Here is a 15,329-nt window from a genome sequence, read left to right on the forward strand (position 1 = left end):
TCGGTCGTGCGCTGGTCCGGCACAGACGGTGGCCGCGTTTAACCGCGAGCAACGCATACCCGGACGTATGAGTGAGACTCAGTCGAGCGAGCGGATCACGGTCTTCTCGGACTACGTCTGCCCGTTCTGTTATCTCGGACGCGAATCGCTCAGGCAGTACCAGTCGACGCGCGAGGACGAACTGGAGATCGACTGGCACCCCTTCGACCTCCGGAGCGGGAAGCGCAACCCCGACGGCTCTATCGACCACTCCGTCGACGACGGCAAGGACGAGGACTACTACGAGCAGGCCAAGCAGGGCGTCCGCCGGCTGCAGGAGAAATACGACGTGGAGATGGACCTGGACATCGCCACCGACATCGACTCGCTGCCCGCCCAGATCGCCTCCTACTACGTCAAAGAGCACTACGACTACGAGACGTGGCTGGCCTTCGACGTGTCCATCTTCGAGGCGCTGTGGCAGGACGGAGCGGATATCGGCGACGAAGACCTGCTGGTCGACCTCGCCGAGGACGCGGGCGTCGACGGCGACGAAATCCGGTCGGCGCTCGCCGACGACGCCCTCCGGTCTGCGGTCCGCGAGAAGTTCACAGCGGCCAAGCGCCAGGGCATCACCGGCGTCCCGACGTTCGCGTACGACGGCCACGCCGCACGCGGTGCGGTGCCGCCCGAGCAGCTAGAACGGCTGGTCGAAGGTACCTGAGCGGCGCGGTCAGATATCCGCGGACGGCCCTCACGCGACGCGGTTCCGCAGCGACTCGCCGCGGTCGATCCGTTCGACGTTCTCCTGAACGAGGGCCGCGATATCCTCGTGATACCGGCTCGTGGACGCAGCGACGTGTGGCGTCACGATAGCCGACTCGTGGTCCCAGAGCGGATGGTCGTCTGGTAGCGGCTCCTCCCAGTGGGCGTCGAGGGCTGCCCCGGCAATCGTCCCGTCGTCGAGCGCGTTCAGCAGCGCGTCCTCGACGACGACAGGCCCACGGGCGACGTTGACGAGGTAGCTGTCGGCCCGCATCTGCGCGAGCAAAGCGGCGTCGACCATGCCTTCGGTCTCCTCGGTGAGCGGACAACACAGCACGACGAAGCGTGCGTCGGCGACGGCGGCGTCCAGTTCGTCGGGTGTGTACACGCGCTCGACGTTCTCAGCGGGGTCACCGGAGCGGCGAACGCCGACAACATCCATCCCCAGCGCGTCGGTCCGGTCGGCGACGCCCTGACCGATGGTGCCCAGCCCGACCACGCACACCTGCTCGCCGGTCAACGTGAACGGCGCGTCGTACGGCTCCTGCGTCCAGTCGCTATCGCCCTGTCGGTCCCGATAGACGTGGAGACGGCGGGCAAACGCCGTCAGATAGCCGACGACGGTTTCCGGGACGGTGTCGCCGTGGATACCAGTGCTGTTCGTCAGTACCGTCCCGGCCGCCTCGTAGGCGTCCACGTCGAACTCGTCGTAGCCCGCGCGGATGCCGTGGACCCAGGCGGCGTCCAGAAACGCCTCCCGCGGGGAGAACGTGACGACGCAGTCACTGGCATCGAATGAGGCGTCATCACCGACAGTCTCGACGCGGACATCGGGTCCCTGTAGCGCGGCGACCATCGCCTCCAGCGGACAGGCCTTCGCAACTGACTCGTGGACGGCGATTCTAGCGATATCCATACAGGCCGCTGGCGTGGCGATAGTATAGTGCTTTTTGCCGAACTGCAGTCCGCTCACCGGTCAGTTTGGTCCGGTAGAGACGAGCCGATAGCTCGATGGTAGGCGGACAGCACGAGGGCGTGAAACGCGACGAGAACGCCGACACCGACGACGATGACTGCGACCTGCAGCGGCGTCGAGAGCAGCCCCAGCGAGACGATGAGCGTCGTCGCGCAGGCCGGTGCGTGGACCGTATCTGTTGCAATCATCCCCCAGCTCGTCACGACGAGCGAGAGGGTCGCGCTCGCGACGAGGCGGAGCCCGGCCATCGAGAACGCGGTCGGGTCCGCGACGAGTGAAACGCCGCCAGCGAGCAGGCTGTACGCGAACAGCCCCGCAACGCCGCCGATGAGATGGCTCGCGACGACGCTGCCCAGCCCCGTCCGGTCGCCGTCCCGCTGAAACGCGAGGATGAACGCAGAAGGGCCGAGACTCGGGAAGATGAACGGCTGCCCGCTCGCCCACGCGAGCGTCCCGAGGACGACGAACAGCACGCCGGCGTACAGACTTGTCCCGACCCGATGCCGTCGCATTGCTCCCGGTAGGAAACTGAATGAATAAGACAGTCACGGTCCGACAGAGTGGCGCCGTAGTCCCGAGTGGGGACAACAGCGGCCAGCGGCTCCAGTCAGAGAGCGGCCATCGACGTATCGTCCTCGCTCGGGGCCGACGGCGGCCTCCCGTCACGCTCACGGAGTTGCTCGAACGCGACCGCGATAATCGCCGTGCCGTACAGCGACGCCAGTGGTTGGATGACGATGGTCGGAAGCTGCGAAGTCGGCCCCGAAAGCGCCAGCGCGCCGACGAATCCGATGACACCGCCGACGAGCGCCGCGGCGGTACCGACAATTAACAGCAGTCCGAACAGCGCCAGCCGGTTGCCCTCGGTGAGCCGATAGCTCTCTTTGAGCGCCGCGACGAAGTTCCGGTCTTCGACGATGACGTACGGCATCATGAAGATGAACGCGACGTAGGCGAAGATGCCAGGGATGAGGAGCAGGACCGACCCGACGAACACCAGTAGGCCGTAGACGATCCCGCCAACAAGCACGTTCACCATCGCTAGCGGTACGTTCCGCGTGAACGCTCCCTCGGGGAAACTGTCGCGTGTTCCGGTAGCGAACGTCCGGAAGGACACGATGGTGAGATACAGTGAGACCACAGAGCCAATGGCGATACCGGCACCAGCGACATTGAGCGAGATGTCGAGGGTCAGCGGCAGGGCTGCGGCAATCTCACCGTATCCCATTCTGGCGTAGGTCGTCGCCAGGATTGTGTTGAACAGTGCTTGAAAGCTAGCCATCAGGGCAAAAAACGCTACGAGTAGTATCGCGCCGGTACGACTGAACAGCCGATACCCCGCCTCTTCGAGGACGGAGCCGATTTGGAGGGCCATCAGGGGAGCGCTTCGACAAGCGGGGGCATAAGTGTTGTCTCAGTGTGAGAAAGCCACTCGGTTCACGCGTCCGATTCCGACCCGCTTTCGACGAACTCGATTAGCTCCTCGGCCGGGACGAACCCGTCGGCACGGCGGTCGATAAGCTCCCCGTCGGCAAACAGCAGGAGCGTCGGGACGCTCCGGACGTCGAACGCGTCGACGGCATCGAGGTCGCGTTCGGGATTGAATACGACTACTGTCGCGTCGGTGGCCTTCGCGGCGATGTCGAGTATCGGCTCCATCGACTTGCAGATTGTACAGCCGCTTGTCCGAACCATCGCCAGTACGCGGTCGGCCGTCGCCAGCACGTCGTCGAGTTCGTCCCGCGTTTCGACCGTCCGAACGCCGTGTTCCGTTGTCGTGTCCATATCTTCGGTCGTGGTGTCCATACAGTCAGTACGTGCCACAGCGCGAAGAACCCCGCGACGGGTCACAGCCGCTCAGCCGCGGTTGCTGTGCGTGGCCGTCAGTCCTCGATCTCCCGCACGACCGACGCGGGGTTCCCCTGAACGACGACGCCAGCGGGAACGTCGTCAGTGACGACAGCGCCGGACCCGATGACGGCGTCGTCGCCGACGGTGACGCCCGGATTGACGACCGCCTGACCGCCGACCCAGACGTTGTCGCCGATAGACACCGGCTTCCCGTACTCGACGCCGCTGCGTCGTTCGGCCGGGGCAAGCGGGTGCGTCGCGGTGTAGATGTGGACGCCCGGCCCGAGCAGGCAGTCGTCGCCGATATCGACCCGGCACACGTCCAGCACGACGCAGTCGAAGTTCGCGTAAAAGCCGTCGCCGACGTGGATGTTGTCGCCGTAGTCACACCGGAACGGCGGTTCGACGTGGCAGTCCGCGCCGACGGAGCCGAACAGCTCCTCGATGAATGTCTGTCTGGTGTCGGTATCCGACGGGTCAGTCCGATTGTACTCCCGGGTGAGTTCGTTCGCCCGCTCGCGGGCGGCGACGAGTTCCGGGTCGCTCGCGTCGTAGCGCTCGCCCGCGAGCATCTTCTCCTTCTCAGAGGACATGGCGACCAGCCTCCGAAGTGTCACCCACTGCGTAGCGAGGGATACTCATAGTGGGCCGTCGGAGCGCCCTGATAAGAGGTGTTGGGGTTGGCAATCCCGAACAATAACCCCCTCCGCAAGCCAGTTGAACAATCCACGCGGGGTGGGGCTTTCTGGCTGTTCGAAGTCTCACTCACGTACCGAAACAGTGCCCATACTGCTAGCCCGGAACGGATTTATAGTCGACCGTCGCCTACCATGGTTCGTGAACCGCACGGCAGCGCTCGACGCAGTCGTCTTCGGTGTCGACATCCAGAGCGGCGACGTGCGCGGTGACGCGCCGTCGTACGCGCTGGTGGTCTTCGACGGGGAATCAGTCGAGCGAGACGTGGTCTCGCGGCGGAAGCTCCGCCGGCGCATCGACGACGAGGAGCCGGCTATCGTCGCGACGGACAACATGTACGAACTCGCCGAGGACAAGGACGCCCTGATCCACGTCCTCGGGTCGCTCCCCGACGAGACGAAACTGGTGCAGGTGACCGGCGACGAGCGGCCGGAACCGCTCTCGCGGGTCGCCAAGCGCCACGGCGTCCCCTACGGCAAGGACCCGATGGAGGAAGCCGAAGCCGCAGCCAGACTGGCCGCTGCCAACGTCGGTCAGGAAGTGTCGGCGTTCACCGACACGACGGAGGTGAAGGTCTCGCGGGGCCGCTCGACCGGGAAAGGCGGGTGGTCCGAGGACCGCTACACGCGGCGCATCCACGGCGCAGTCCGGAAGCGCGCCCGTGAAATCGAGTCCGAACTCGACGCGGCCGGTCTGGAGTACGAACGGGACGTGACCGAGAAGTACGGCGGCTTCTCCAACGCCGTGTTTCAGGTGTCGGCCCGACCGCAGGAGATCCCCGTATCGAGAGCGCGTTCGGGCGATACGCGCGTCGAAATCGAGCGCCAGCGGCGGGACGGCATCGAGTTCAAGCCGCTGGCGAAGCGGCGCGACCACGTCGTCGTCGGCGTCGACCCCGGGACGACGACGGCTGTCGCCATCGTTTCCCTCGACGGCACTGTACTGGACGTGTACTCTTCGCGCACCGACGACGCCGCCGCGACGACGGAGTGGATCATCGAACGCGGGCGCCCCGTGGTCGTCGCCGCCGACGTGACGCCGATGCCCGAAACCGTCGAGAAGCTCCGGCGCTCGTTTAGCGCCGCGGGCTGGGAGCCCGACACGGACCTCCCGGTCGACGAGAAGAAACACCGGACCCGCGAGGAGGCCTACGACAACGACCACGAGCGGGACGCGATGGCCGCCGCGCTCTACGCCTTCGACCACCACGCCGACCAGTTCGAGCGCGTCGCGAGCAAGGTGCCGCCACAGCACGACGTGGGGCCGGTCATCGACCGCGTCGTCGCCGGCGAGGAGAGCGTCGAAACGGTGTTGCGGGACCTCGAAGACGACGACAGCGAGGACGAGGACGGCACGGCCCACGAACCGCGGGAACTCACCGACGACGAGAAGGAAATCAAGCGGCTGAACGCCCGCATCGAACGGCTCGAATCACACGTCGACGACCTCAAAGAGACGATCAAGCGCAAGGACGACCAGCTCGCCGAGAAGGACAAACAGCTGGAGAAGGCCCGCAGCGAGGGCCGGCGCGAAGTCAGGAAAGACCGCGAGGTGACGCGGCTACAGCGACGCAACGAGGCCCTCGAACGGAAAGTCGAGGAAGAGGAGGAAAAACGCGAGGCGCTTTCCGACAAGCTCGACCGGCTGAAGGCGCTGTGGAAGCTCGACCACTCGAACTTCGCCGACGTGTCGGAGAAACAGGAGGGACTGACCCCGGTCAAGGTGGTCGAGCAGTTCACCAGGGACGCCATCGCGGACGCCGACGAGCGGTTCGGCCTCGTCGAGGACGACATCATCATGTTCCGGGACGCCTCGGGCGCGGGCCGGTCGACGGCGCAGCAGTTGGCCGACATCGACCCGGAAATCGTCCTCCGGAACGGCAATCTCTCCGATATCGCCGATCAAGTGCTGTTCGACAACGACATCCCCGTCGCGCCGGCGGAGATGGTCACCGTGCAGGAAGTCGACGAACTGGCCGTCGCCCGCGAGGGCGAAATCGAGGCCGCAATCGAGGACTGGGAGGAACGCGCCGCCGACCGCCGGAAGGAACAGAACGCGGAGATGGTCGACCAGATCATCAGCGAACACCGGGCCGACCGGCCGACGAGCGAGAACTAAGCGCTGTGCGGGCTATCGACGGACAGTAGCTGTTTGGAACACCGTTCAGTGTCACTCGCTGAACCGCGGGCCGTCTGTACTGCGTGGTTATATTCATGGGGTGCCTCTCTCTCGCATGGATGACCAGTGTCGTGTTCTGGCGGCCGCACTCGAAACGCTCGGCGATGTCTTCTACGTCTACGACGCGGACGGCCGGCTTGCCTACTGGAACGCCCGACTGAACGAACTGTTTGGCCTGACGGACAGCGAACTGTCGGGAACGGACCCGACCGAGTTCTTCGTCGCTGACGACCGTCCAGCCGTTGAAGCAGCCATCGAGGAGGTGTTCGACTCGGGGCAAGCAACCGTCGAAGCGCGAGCCGAGACGACGGAGGGAGTGGTGACGTTCGAACTCAGCGGTCGGCTTCTCACGGCGGACGACGGCACAGTTCAGGGATTCAGCGGTGTGGGTCGCGATATCACTGACCGGCGTGAACGTGAGTGGCATCTCAAGCGACAGAACGAACGGCTCACCGAGTTCGCCGACCTCCTGGCACACGACCTCCGGACGCCGCTTGCCGTCACCAGCGGCCATCTCGAACTCGCTGCCAAGGAGCTGTCACCTGAACGTATCGAAGCTGCCAAAGACGGGCTGGGACGGTTAGAAGCCATCATCGACGACATGCGGACCGCGACCAGAGAGGGCGCGCTGGCGGTCGACGAACGGACGGTCGATATCGCTGACGTGGCAACGACGGCGTGGAGCCACGTCGAGACCGCCAGCGCGGTGCTGGAACCGCCGCCGTCCATACTACTCGAAGCCGACCCAGAGCGATTGCTCCGACTGTTCGAGAACGTTTTCGCCAACGCCGTCACACACGGTCCTGAACGCGACGAACGAGCATCCGACGAGGAAGGAGGAGGCGACGCCACCGAAATAACGGTTCACGTCGTACCGACGCCCGACGGCTTCGCAATCGAGGACGACGGCCGAGGAATCGCTCCCGAGGAACGGGAGCGAGTGTTCGAACCGGGCGCGTCACGGGCGGCTGACGGGACCGGCTTCGGCCTCTACATCGTCAGGACAATCGCCGAAGCCCACGGCTGGACAGTACGTGCCACAGCAGGGGACCACGGCGGTGCACGGTTCGAGTTCGACGTCGATGCGGACACCGCCTGTTAGTCGCGCTCGCGTCAGGGCATACCGTCGCCGCCCATCCCGCCACCGCCCATGCCGCCACCCATCCCGCCCATGCCGCCGAGTCCGAACGCGCCGAGCAGGCTCGTGACGAGGCCGTAGACGACCAGCCCGAGACCGCCGACGACCAGAGCGATACCGACGGCGACGATGGGTGCCTTCCACGCGACCAGACCGATGCCGGCGAGCAACACGACGATGCCGCCGATACCAACCGCACCGAGTTTGTCGAGCATACCCGTGTAGGCCAAGCGGGCGGACAAAAGCCCGTCGGTCAGTGCTCGAACTCGGTGTCGACGTTCTGTGCCGCCGCGACCATCTCGGCGATGGTGTCCTGACGGCGAAGCAGTCGCATCGTGTCGCCCTCGACGTCGAAGGTGCCGTCCATCGCCGCGGCGGAGATATCCATATCGCCTTGCAGCATCGTGACCCACTGGCTGTAGGGGCCACGGAACGCGAAGTCGTACTCGGGGTCCGCAACGGTCCCGGCAGCAGTACAGACACCATCCTTGATGACAACGACGAACTGTATCGGTTCGCCGGTATAGGCGTCGTCAGCGCGGATTTCGAAACAGAATACGGCGGTGAAATCGTCGGCGCTGTCAGCGAACGCGGCACGCTCGTTTATTCGGTCGCGCCACGCGGCGGCCCAGTCATCGGCCTCTGTCGGCAGCGTCACAGTCATTGGCAGGCGATATGCGAGGGGGGCTTTTCTGTGTTGTCCTCCGGTCCTACGCCCGCGCCCGGCCGACGACCACGACGGCGGCGAGCAATAGACTGCCCCCGACCAGAAACCATGGGCCGACCCGCTCGCCGAGCAGGGCCGCGCCGAGCGCGGTCCCGACCAGTGGCTGGGCGACAAACAGCACCGAGACGGTGCCGGCATCGACGTATTCCAGCCCCTTGTACCAGAGGTACCACGCCGCCGCGGTAGCGAACACGCCGAGATATGCGACCGCGCCGAGTACTGCCGGGTCCGTCGGCAGCGAACTGATCGGGCGGCCAAGTAGCCACAGTTCGCCGGCCGACAGGACCGCGAGCATCGGCGTCGCCGTGACGGTGGCGTAGGTAGCGGTCTCCAGGGCCGAGAACCGCGCCACGAGCGGTTTGCCCCAGACGGTGTAGGCGGCCCACGCGACGCCAGCACCGAGCAGCGCGAGGACGCCCGCCGGGTCGAGCGTTCCGTCGAGACCGCTGTCCACGACGACGAGCACCGTGCCCGCGATTGCGAGGCCGACACCGATGGCTTTCGCACGGGTGAGTCGCTCGTCGACGACGACGGCGGCCAGCAAGAGTGCGGCGACCGGCGTTGCGACGGTGAGAAGCGACCCCTGGCTGGCGGTCGTCAGGTTGGTCCCAACGAACTGCGTGACGATGGTCGCGGTCACCAGCGCGCCGAGACCGACGAACCCACGCCAGTCGGCTCGGGTCGGCGAGCGAGTGGCCACCGTGGATTTGACGACGGCGACCAGTAGTACTGCCCCGATAGCGACGCGGAGAAACCCCAGCGTGACGGGCGGAATCGCCCCGAACCCCCACTTGCTGACGACGTACATGCCGCCCCAGAGGACCGCGGCCAGAAGCGGCGCAAGCACGCCAATCGTTCGGTCCAGCCGGCTCATCATATTCGGCCAGTCGCAACTGGGCGACAGGAGAGAGATGGCATCAGATGCATAGGTAGTGTGTCGTTGGTTCGAAACTGGAACGGTGGTGGTATCAGCGGCGCGATTCGCCGCCGAGATACAGCCGGGAGACCTCGGGGTCGTCGAGCAGCGAGTCCGCCTCGCCCTCGAATTTGACCGTCCCCTGGTCGAGGACGAACCCGCGGTCGGAGATGCCCAGCCCCTCGCGGGCGTTCTGCTCGACCATCAGAATCGACGTGCCGAGTTCGTTGACCGTCTCCACGTCGTCGAACACCTCCTTGGCCGTGTTCGGTGCCAGCCCGGCGCTTGGCTCGTCGATGAGGAGCACATCCGGTTCCATCACGAGCGCGCGGGCGAAGGCCAGCACCTGCCGCTGGCCGCCAGACAGCGTCTTCGCGTTCGCGGTACGCTTGTCGTCGAGGATGGGGAACCGGTCGTACAGTTCGGCCACGACCTCGTCGAGGCCGCCGTCGCGGGCGACCCCGCCCATCCGGAGGTTCTCGTCGATGGTCAGCGAGCCGAACACGTTCTCGGTCTGTGGGACGTAGCCGACGCCGATGCGGACGATGTCTTCGGGAGCCATCCCGCCGATTTCGCGGTCGCCGAGACGGACCGAGCCAGTCCAGGGCTCCAGCATCCCGAACACCGTCTTGAGGACGGTGGACTTGCCGGCTCCGTTCGGGCCGACGAGGCAGGCAATCTCCCCCTCGCCGAGCGTCAGCGAGAGGTCGTCGAGCACCTGGACCTCGCCGTAGCCGCTGTCGACGCCGTCGACGGTGAGGATCGGGTCGGTCATTCCGACGGCCCTCCCAGATAGGCGTCGATGACGCGCTCGTCGCTCCGGACCGCCTCGGGCGGCCCCTCGACGAGGACACTCCCCTGATTGAGGACGATAATCGGGTCGGCCAGCCGCATGATGAAGTTCATGTCGTGTTCGATGATGAGGAAAGTGATGCCCTCCTCGTTGAGTTCCTCGATGAACCCCGCCAGTTTGTCGGCCAGCACGGGGTTGACGCCGGCGACGGGCTCGTCGAGCAGGAGCAGGTCGGGTTCGGCCATCATCCCGCGGGCCAGTTCGACCAGTTTCATCTGGCCGCCCGAGAGGTCCGTCGCGGGCTGGGTGGCCAGGTCGCCGATCTCGAACCGTTCGAGCATCTGTTGGGCCTGTTCCAGCGAGCGCCGTTCCTCCTGTTCGACGGTGTCAGGCGAGGTGAACAGCGGAATAATCGACTCCCCGGTCTGGTTGTGCGGTCCCACCAGCAGCGCCTCCCGGACGGTCATCCCCTCCGGTTTGCGCGGCGTCTGGAACGTCCGGATCATCCCCTGATCGGCGATCTGGTGAGGCTTCTGGCCGGTCACGTCGACACCGTTGACTGCGACGGAGCCTGCATCGGGCTCGTAGAAGCCCGAGACGAGGTTGAACAGCGTCGATTTGCCAGCGCCGTTCGGACCGATAAGGCCCGTTATGGTGCCGCGTTCGACCTCGATAGACGCGTCGTCCGTCGCTACGAGGCCGCCGAAGCGTTTCTCCAGCCCCTCAGCACGGAGGACGGGGTCCTCTTTCCCGAGGACTGGGCCGTCGGAGACGAGCGACTGCTCACTCATCGCGACCACCGCCCAGCGAGTCGGGCCAGATGAGTTCGCGCTCCGGCGGGAGAATCCCCTCCGGGCGGAGCCTGACGATAAAGATGATGAGCAGGCCGACCAGCATGAGTCGGAGCGGTGCCGCGCCGATGGGCAGCGCGCCAGTGTCGGTCAGGAAGCGCGTTCCCTGCTGGATGGCCACGATAGTGAATCCGCCCAGCATCGCGCCGCGGTCGCTGCCGGTGCCGCCGAGGATGACGGCGACCCAGACGTAGAACGTCGTGATCGGCTGGAGGTCCTGCGGGCTGACGAACAACACGAGGTGGGAGTAGAACACGCCCGCGAGCGCCATGATGAGGCTCCCGATGACGAAGGCCTGCATCTTGAACGCGAACGTGTTCTTGCCCAGCGTCTCCGCGAGGTCCTCGTCGGTCCGGATGGTTCGCAGGACGCGGCCCCACGGCGACTGGTGGATGCGCCGGAGGAACAGGTAGACGGCCGCGACGATCACCGTGACCAGCACGACGTTCAGCGCGCTGGTGACGACCGACTGGCTCATGTAGAACAGCGGCGTCCCGCCCACGTTGAACACGTAGGGGTAGGTCAGGTCGCCGAGTACGGGCCAGTCGGAGAAAAACAGCGGGATGCCGGTCAGCCCGGCGCTGCCCGCCGTCCACTGGGATTCGTTGAGGATGAAGATACGGACGACCTCCGCGAGCCCCAGCGACGCGATTGCGAGGTAGTCGTCGCGGAGTTTCAGCGTCGGATAGCCGATGATGACTGCGAGCACCGCGGCGAGACCGAGACCGCCGAACAGCGCGACAATGGGGCTGACACCGCCGGATATCGGCGAGCCGGACGCCGTCAGCAACGCGGTCCCGTACGCGCCGAGGCCGAAGAAGGCCGCGACGCTGAAGTTGATCATGCCACCGTACCCCCACTGGACGTTCAGCCCCATCGAGAGGAGCATATACATCGCCGACAGCCCGACGAGATACAGCAGGTACGCCGGGGCGAGGAAGCCGGTGATGACCGCAAGGAGCAGGAGCGCGGCGAGCGCGCCGAGCAGCCCCGCGACGCCTTTCTCCCGGGGCGAATACCCACCGACATCGAGCGTGCTCATGTCATATCACCCGCGATGCCGCGGGGCCTGACAAGCAGGACTGCGACCATGATGACGAACGCGACAGCCGGCGCGTAGGCGTTGCTGATCGGGAGGCCGATATCACCGAGCAGCGGCGTCAGTTCGTGGAGCATCCCGATGAGCAGCCCGCCGAGCATCGCACCGTACACCGAGCCGATGCCGCCGAGGATGACCGCGGCGAACACGACCAGCAGGATGTTGAAGCCGATGCGCGGGTCGAGCTGGCTGTACAGCGCGAGGAAGACGCCACCGGCGGCAGCCAGGGCGCTGCCGACGACCCACATGACGAGGATGACGCGGTCGGTTCGAATGCCGCTCACGCGTGCGAGGTCGGGGTTGTCGGCCGTCGCACGCATCTTCCGGCCCAGCGTCGTCCGCTGGAGCAAGAGGTGCAGAGCGACGACGAGTACCGCCGCGCTGACGATGATTGCGACGTCGCGCTGTGTCACTGCGACGTCGAGCGTGTCCAGCAACACCGGAATCGGCCCGCTGCGGCGGATATCGTACTGCAGGAAGTCCGTCCCGAAAGACGCCTGTAGCACTGCGCGGTAGACGAACGCCACGCCGATGCTCGTGATGAGCAACCCAATCGAATCCGTATCGAGGGGCTTGTACACGAGAATATGGGTGAGGACAGCGACGACGGCCGCTAGCGCCATTCCGACTGCCAGGGCGATGAAGAACCCGATCGGGAGACCGAGAACGGTGCCGCCGAGACCGCCGAACACGCCGAACGCGACGAGTGCCCCGTAGGCACCCAGCGTCATCGTATCGCCGTGTGCGAAGTTCGCGAAGTCGGCGATGCTGTAGACCAGCGAGAGCCCGATACTCCCGAGGATGATGATACTACTGAAAACGAGCCCGTTTGCCAGGTACTGTAATATCTGCGCCATTGGTGAAAATGGGAAAGAGTCGTGGCCGCCTTAGCCCTCGATGAAGCCGGCGGATTCGTACGCGTGGTCAACGACCTCGAACACCTGTAGCAACCCGACAGGGTCGCCGTTCTCGTCGAGGTCGATCGGGCCGCTCACGCCGGTGTAGTCCACGTCCGACGGCGAGCCGCCGTTCGCCAGAATCTCGTGCGCGTCCGCGTACGTGGTCGCCTCCTCGCCCTCGGGACGGGTCACGTCCCGGACGACTTCACTGAGTGCCGCGCCCGTGAACTCGTCGGCGGCTTCGATAGCGAGTGCGCTGACGACCACCGCGTCGTAGGCGTACGCCGACCACGACGTTGGTTCCTCGCCGAAGCGCTCTTCGAACTCCGAGACGAACCCCTGGTAGTTCTCGGCGTCCTGTGGGACGCTCGGAACCACTGCTTTCATTCCATTGAGACTTCCCTCGGGAGCGGATTCGAGGACCTTCGGCCCTTTGACGCTGTCGCCGCCGTACCAGGCGGCCTGGTCGGTGACGCCCAGGTCGAACGCCTCCTGAGACATCGTCGCGAACTCCGGCTGGTAGGTGATGAACACCCACGCGTCGGCGTCGGTGTCAGCCATCGAGGAGATGGTACTGCTGTAGGAGGACTGCCCCTGGTCGTGGGGTTCGTTGTAGACGATCTCCCCGTCGAAGGCATCGACGAAGGCCTCGCCGACAGACTGCCCGTAATCGTTGTTAATCCAGGCCAGCGCGGCGGACTCGTTGTCGTCCTCGTCGAGGAGCGTCGAGATCGCCTCCGCCTGTGCCTTGCCGGCCGGCGGCATCCGGAGCAGGTCCGGGAAGTTCGTCAGGTTCGGGCTGGTGCTGTTCTGACTGATCTGGACGACGTCCGTGTTCTGGACGACGCTCTCGTGGATGGCCGTGCTGACACCGCTCCCGACGGTCCCGATAAGCAGCGGGACCTCCTCCTGATTGACGAGCGTCTGGGCCGCGCTGACCCCGCCCTGACTCGTGCTCTGGTCGTCCTGCTGTGAGATCGCCAGTTCGCCGCCGTTGACGCCGACCGAGTTGACGTCGTCGAGCGCGATCTCCTTCCCGCGCTGGTTCCGCTGCCCGAACGCGGACAGCGACCCGGAGAGGCTGTCGACCATCCCGATGGTGTAGGTTTCGGACCCGGAGTCCGTCGAGGTGTCCGTCGATGCACCGTCACCACCGTCGCCGTCACCTCCATCACCGTCCTCGGGAGCACCGCCGGAACAACCGGCGAGGCCGACGAGTCCGGCACTGGCAGCCGCTTTGATTACGCTTCGCCTGTCGATCGAGCGCTTGTCATGGTCGTTCATGGTATACTGATATCCTTTTTCGTAAGTCCCTGTATAACCCTGTCACCGTCCATGGTAGGCACCCTGTTCTGGACGGCGTACGGAAAGCCGTCAATTAATACTTCTGGAACGCCTTTCCCGCATAGAGTATCGCTACGGCTATGGAACGAACGGAGTTTATCACGGTAGACACGCATACGGGCGGAGAGCCGACGCGCATCGTACTCGACGGCATCGAGGCCGACACACTCGCCGGAGAGACCGTCCGGGAGAGACGCGACCGGTTCGCAGCCACAGCAGACGGCGTCCGAAAACTCCTCATGCAGGAGCCCCGTGGACACGCGGATATGTTCGGGGCGGTCCCGGTGCCCACCGACCGGGCCGACCTCGGGGTCTTCTTCATGGACACTGACGGCTATCTGGACATGTGTGGCCACGGCCTCATCGGGGTCGTGACCGCACTCGTCGAACGGGGCGAACTCCCCGAAACGCGGGAACTGACCGTCGAAACCCCGGCCGGGCTGGTCGACGTGACGGTCGAGATAGCTGACGGCGTCGTCCGCCGCGTCGCGTTCGAGAACGTCGACAGTTACGTCTGTGAGACGGTCTCCGTCGAACAGGACGGTGTCCCGGTCGAGGCTCGTATCGTCTATTCCGGGAACTACTTCGCCGTCGTCGACGCTGAGAGCCTGGGTGTCACGCTCGACGGCGAGGATGCCACGCAGTGTATCGAGCCCGCACTGGCACTCCGCCGAGCAGTCAACGACGTCGCACCCGAAGACCCGGTCACCGGTTCGTCAGTGACCGTCTCGGCAGTCGAACTCACCGCCGGAGGCGACAGCAGCCGGAGCTGTGTGGTGTTCGCCGACGGGTCTATCGACCGCTCTCCCTGTGGGACGGGGACGTGTGCGCGGTTGACGCTTCACCACGTCGACGGTGACCTCGCTGTTGGCGAGCGTGTCGAAGTGACCGGCCCGGTGGGGTCGGCGTTCGAGGGGTATATCAGCGAGACAAACGTCGACGGCGGTGTCACCGTGACCAGCCCGGTCGTTTCGGGTACAGCGCATATCACGGGCGAGCACACGTTTTACCGGGACGACGACGATACGCTCGGCAGTTTCACACTCACTTAATTCCAGGTCTTGAGGAGGGATTTTTTTGGTAGGGGGTGCGTTTAGGCCTATATAGTGGCGTAGTT

At 65.4% G+C, this 15,329-nt stretch carries 17 protein-coding genes; 4 read left to right on the forward strand and 13 right to left on the reverse strand.

The window, feature by feature from the left end; translation table 11 throughout:
* The first annotated feature begins 67 nt into the window (after positions 1-67).
* A complete protein-coding gene (locus VI340_RS13750; protein ID WP_008307475.1) occupies positions 68-703 on the forward strand; it encodes a DsbA family oxidoreductase in 636 nt (211 codons plus the stop codon).
* 30 nt (positions 704-733) lie between these two features.
* On the opposite strand, the gene ddh is transcribed toward VI340_RS13750, so the two are convergent.
* From ddh to VI340_RS13775, 5 genes are all read right to left on the reverse strand, one after another.
* Positions 734-1,660 (reverse strand): D-2-hydroxyacid dehydrogenase, encoded by a 927-nt coding sequence (gene ddh / locus VI340_RS13755; protein WP_336358557.1) that lies wholly within the window; start codon positions 1,658-1,660, stop codon positions 734-736.
* A gap of 53 nt (positions 1,661-1,713) precedes the next feature.
* Entirely contained in the window at positions 1,714-2,232 is a 519-nt protein-coding gene (locus tag VI340_RS13760; protein ID WP_008307471.1) for an HPP family protein, read from the reverse strand.
* 95 nt (positions 2,233-2,327) lie between these two features.
* Positions 2,328-3,095: a glycerophosphoryl diester phosphodiesterase membrane domain-containing protein gene (locus tag VI340_RS13765; protein WP_336358558.1), complete on the reverse strand. Its 768-nt coding sequence runs from the start codon at positions 3,093-3,095 to the stop codon at positions 2,328-2,330.
* 62 nt (positions 3,096-3,157) lie between these two features.
* The gene (locus VI340_RS13770) at positions 3,158-3,505 is read right to left on the reverse strand and encodes a thioredoxin family protein (RefSeq protein ID WP_049942774.1); all 348 of its coding nucleotides are present in this window, start codon (positions 3,503-3,505) and stop codon (positions 3,158-3,160) included.
* 98 nt (positions 3,506-3,603) lie between these two features.
* Complete coding sequence (locus VI340_RS13775) at positions 3,604-4,164, reverse strand: sugar O-acetyltransferase (RefSeq protein WP_336358559.1); 561 nt, start codon at positions 4,162-4,164, stop codon at positions 3,604-3,606.
* A gap of 244 nt (positions 4,165-4,408) precedes the next feature.
* Here VI340_RS13775 and VI340_RS13780 point away from each other — a divergent pair, with 244 nt between their 5' ends.
* Both VI340_RS13780 and VI340_RS13785 read left to right on the forward strand, forming a co-directional pair.
* A complete protein-coding gene (locus VI340_RS13780; RefSeq protein ID WP_008307455.1) occupies positions 4,409-6,385 on the forward strand; it encodes a DUF460 domain-containing protein in 1,977 nt (658 codons plus the stop codon).
* Between the two features lie 115 nt (positions 6,386-6,500).
* Positions 6,501-7,547, forward strand: a complete 1,047-nt coding sequence (locus VI340_RS13785; protein ID WP_336358560.1) for a sensor histidine kinase — start codon at positions 6,501-6,503, stop codon at positions 7,545-7,547.
* Positions 7,548-7,558: 11 nt separating this feature from the next.
* Here VI340_RS13785 and VI340_RS13790 read toward each other — a convergent pair whose 3' ends face one another.
* From VI340_RS13790 to VI340_RS13825, 8 genes are all read right to left on the reverse strand, one after another.
* Positions 7,559-7,798, reverse strand: coding sequence for a DUF7470 family protein (locus VI340_RS13790; RefSeq protein WP_336358561.1), 240 nt, complete (start codon positions 7,796-7,798; stop codon positions 7,559-7,561).
* A 38-nt stretch (positions 7,799-7,836) separates the two neighbouring features.
* Positions 7,837-8,247 carry an SCP2 sterol-binding domain-containing protein gene (locus tag VI340_RS13795; RefSeq protein ID WP_336358562.1) on the reverse strand — a complete coding sequence of 137 codons (411 nt, stop codon included), beginning with the start codon at positions 8,245-8,247 and terminating at the stop codon, positions 7,837-7,839.
* Between the two features lie 46 nt (positions 8,248-8,293).
* A complete protein-coding gene (locus VI340_RS13800; RefSeq protein ID WP_336358563.1) occupies positions 8,294-9,187 on the reverse strand; it encodes a DMT family transporter in 894 nt (297 codons plus the stop codon).
* A gap of 91 nt (positions 9,188-9,278) precedes the next feature.
* Entirely contained in the window at positions 9,279-10,001 is a 723-nt protein-coding gene (locus VI340_RS13805; protein WP_008307449.1) for an ABC transporter ATP-binding protein, read from the reverse strand.
* Positions 9,998-10,810, reverse strand: coding sequence for an ABC transporter ATP-binding protein (locus VI340_RS13810; RefSeq protein WP_023843442.1), 813 nt, complete (start codon positions 10,808-10,810; stop codon positions 9,998-10,000). The genes VI340_RS13805 and VI340_RS13810 overlap by 4 nt, the downstream gene beginning before the upstream one ends.
* Positions 10,803-11,912, reverse strand: coding sequence for a branched-chain amino acid ABC transporter permease (locus VI340_RS13815; protein WP_336358564.1), 1,110 nt, complete (start codon positions 11,910-11,912; stop codon positions 10,803-10,805). The genes VI340_RS13810 and VI340_RS13815 overlap by 8 nt, the downstream gene beginning before the upstream one ends.
* The gene (locus VI340_RS13820) at positions 11,909-12,826 is read right to left on the reverse strand and encodes a branched-chain amino acid ABC transporter permease (protein WP_008307444.1); all 918 of its coding nucleotides are present in this window, start codon (positions 12,824-12,826) and stop codon (positions 11,909-11,911) included. Before VI340_RS13820 ends, VI340_RS13815 begins: the two co-directional genes overlap by 4 nt.
* Positions 12,827-12,856: 30 nt before the next feature.
* Positions 12,857-14,152, reverse strand: coding sequence for an ABC transporter substrate-binding protein (locus tag VI340_RS13825; protein WP_336358565.1), 1,296 nt, complete (start codon positions 14,150-14,152; stop codon positions 12,857-12,859).
* Positions 14,153-14,292: 140 nt separating this feature from the next.
* Here VI340_RS13825 and VI340_RS13830 point away from each other — a divergent pair, with 140 nt between their 5' ends.
* Complete coding sequence (locus VI340_RS13830; protein ID WP_336329417.1) at positions 14,293-15,264, forward strand: proline racemase family protein; 972 nt, start codon at positions 14,293-14,295, stop codon at positions 15,262-15,264.
* Positions 15,265-15,329: the final 65 nt, after the last annotated feature.

Source organism: Haloarcula sp. CGMCC 1.6347 (assembly GCF_037078395.1).
Taxonomy (GTDB): Archaea; Halobacteriota; Halobacteria; order Halobacteriales; family Haloarculaceae; genus Haloarcula; species Haloarcula amylolytica.

Coding starts and splice junctions, on each gene's coding strand:
- VI340_RS13805 (WP_008307449.1), bottom strand. CDS start 10,001: ATGACCGACCCGATCCTCACCGTCGACGGCGTCGACAGCGGCTACGGC.
- VI340_RS13785 (WP_336358560.1), top strand. CDS start 6,501: ATGGATGACCAGTGTCGTGTTCTGGCGGCCGCACTCGAAACGCTCGGC.
- VI340_RS13790 (WP_336358561.1), bottom strand. CDS start 7,798: ATGCTCGACAAACTCGGTGCGGTTGGTATCGGCGGCATCGTCGTGTTG.
- VI340_RS13795 (WP_336358562.1), bottom strand. CDS start 8,247: ATGACTGTGACGCTGCCGACAGAGGCCGATGACTGGGCCGCCGCGTGG.
- VI340_RS13825 (WP_336358565.1), bottom strand. CDS start 14,152: ATGAACGACCATGACAAGCGCTCGATCGACAGGCGAAGCGTAATCAAA.
- VI340_RS13815 (WP_336358564.1), bottom strand. CDS start 11,912: ATGAGCACGCTCGATGTCGGTGGGTATTCGCCCCGGGAGAAAGGCGTC.
- VI340_RS13760 (WP_008307471.1), bottom strand. CDS start 2,232: ATGCGACGGCATCGGGTCGGGACAAGTCTGTACGCCGGCGTGCTGTTC.
- ddh (WP_336358557.1), bottom strand. CDS start 1,660: ATGGATATCGCTAGAATCGCCGTCCACGAGTCAGTTGCGAAGGCCTGT.
- VI340_RS13775 (WP_336358559.1), bottom strand. CDS start 4,164: ATGTCCTCTGAGAAGGAGAAGATGCTCGCGGGCGAGCGCTACGACGCG.
- VI340_RS13750 (WP_008307475.1), top strand. CDS start 68: ATGAGTGAGACTCAGTCGAGCGAGCGGATCACGGTCTTCTCGGACTAC.
- VI340_RS13820 (WP_008307444.1), bottom strand. CDS start 12,826: ATGGCGCAGATATTACAGTACCTGGCAAACGGGCTCGTTTTCAGTAGT.
- VI340_RS13770 (WP_049942774.1), bottom strand. CDS start 3,505: ATGGACACGACAACGGAACACGGCGTTCGGACGGTCGAAACGCGGGAC.
- VI340_RS13800 (WP_336358563.1), bottom strand. CDS start 9,187: ATGATGAGCCGGCTGGACCGAACGATTGGCGTGCTTGCGCCGCTTCTG.
- VI340_RS13765 (WP_336358558.1), bottom strand. CDS start 3,095: ATGGCCCTCCAAATCGGCTCCGTCCTCGAAGAGGCGGGGTATCGGCTG.
- VI340_RS13810 (WP_023843442.1), bottom strand. CDS start 10,810: ATGAGTGAGCAGTCGCTCGTCTCCGACGGCCCAGTCCTCGGGAAAGAG.
- VI340_RS13830 (WP_336329417.1), top strand. CDS start 14,293: ATGGAACGAACGGAGTTTATCACGGTAGACACGCATACGGGCGGAGAG.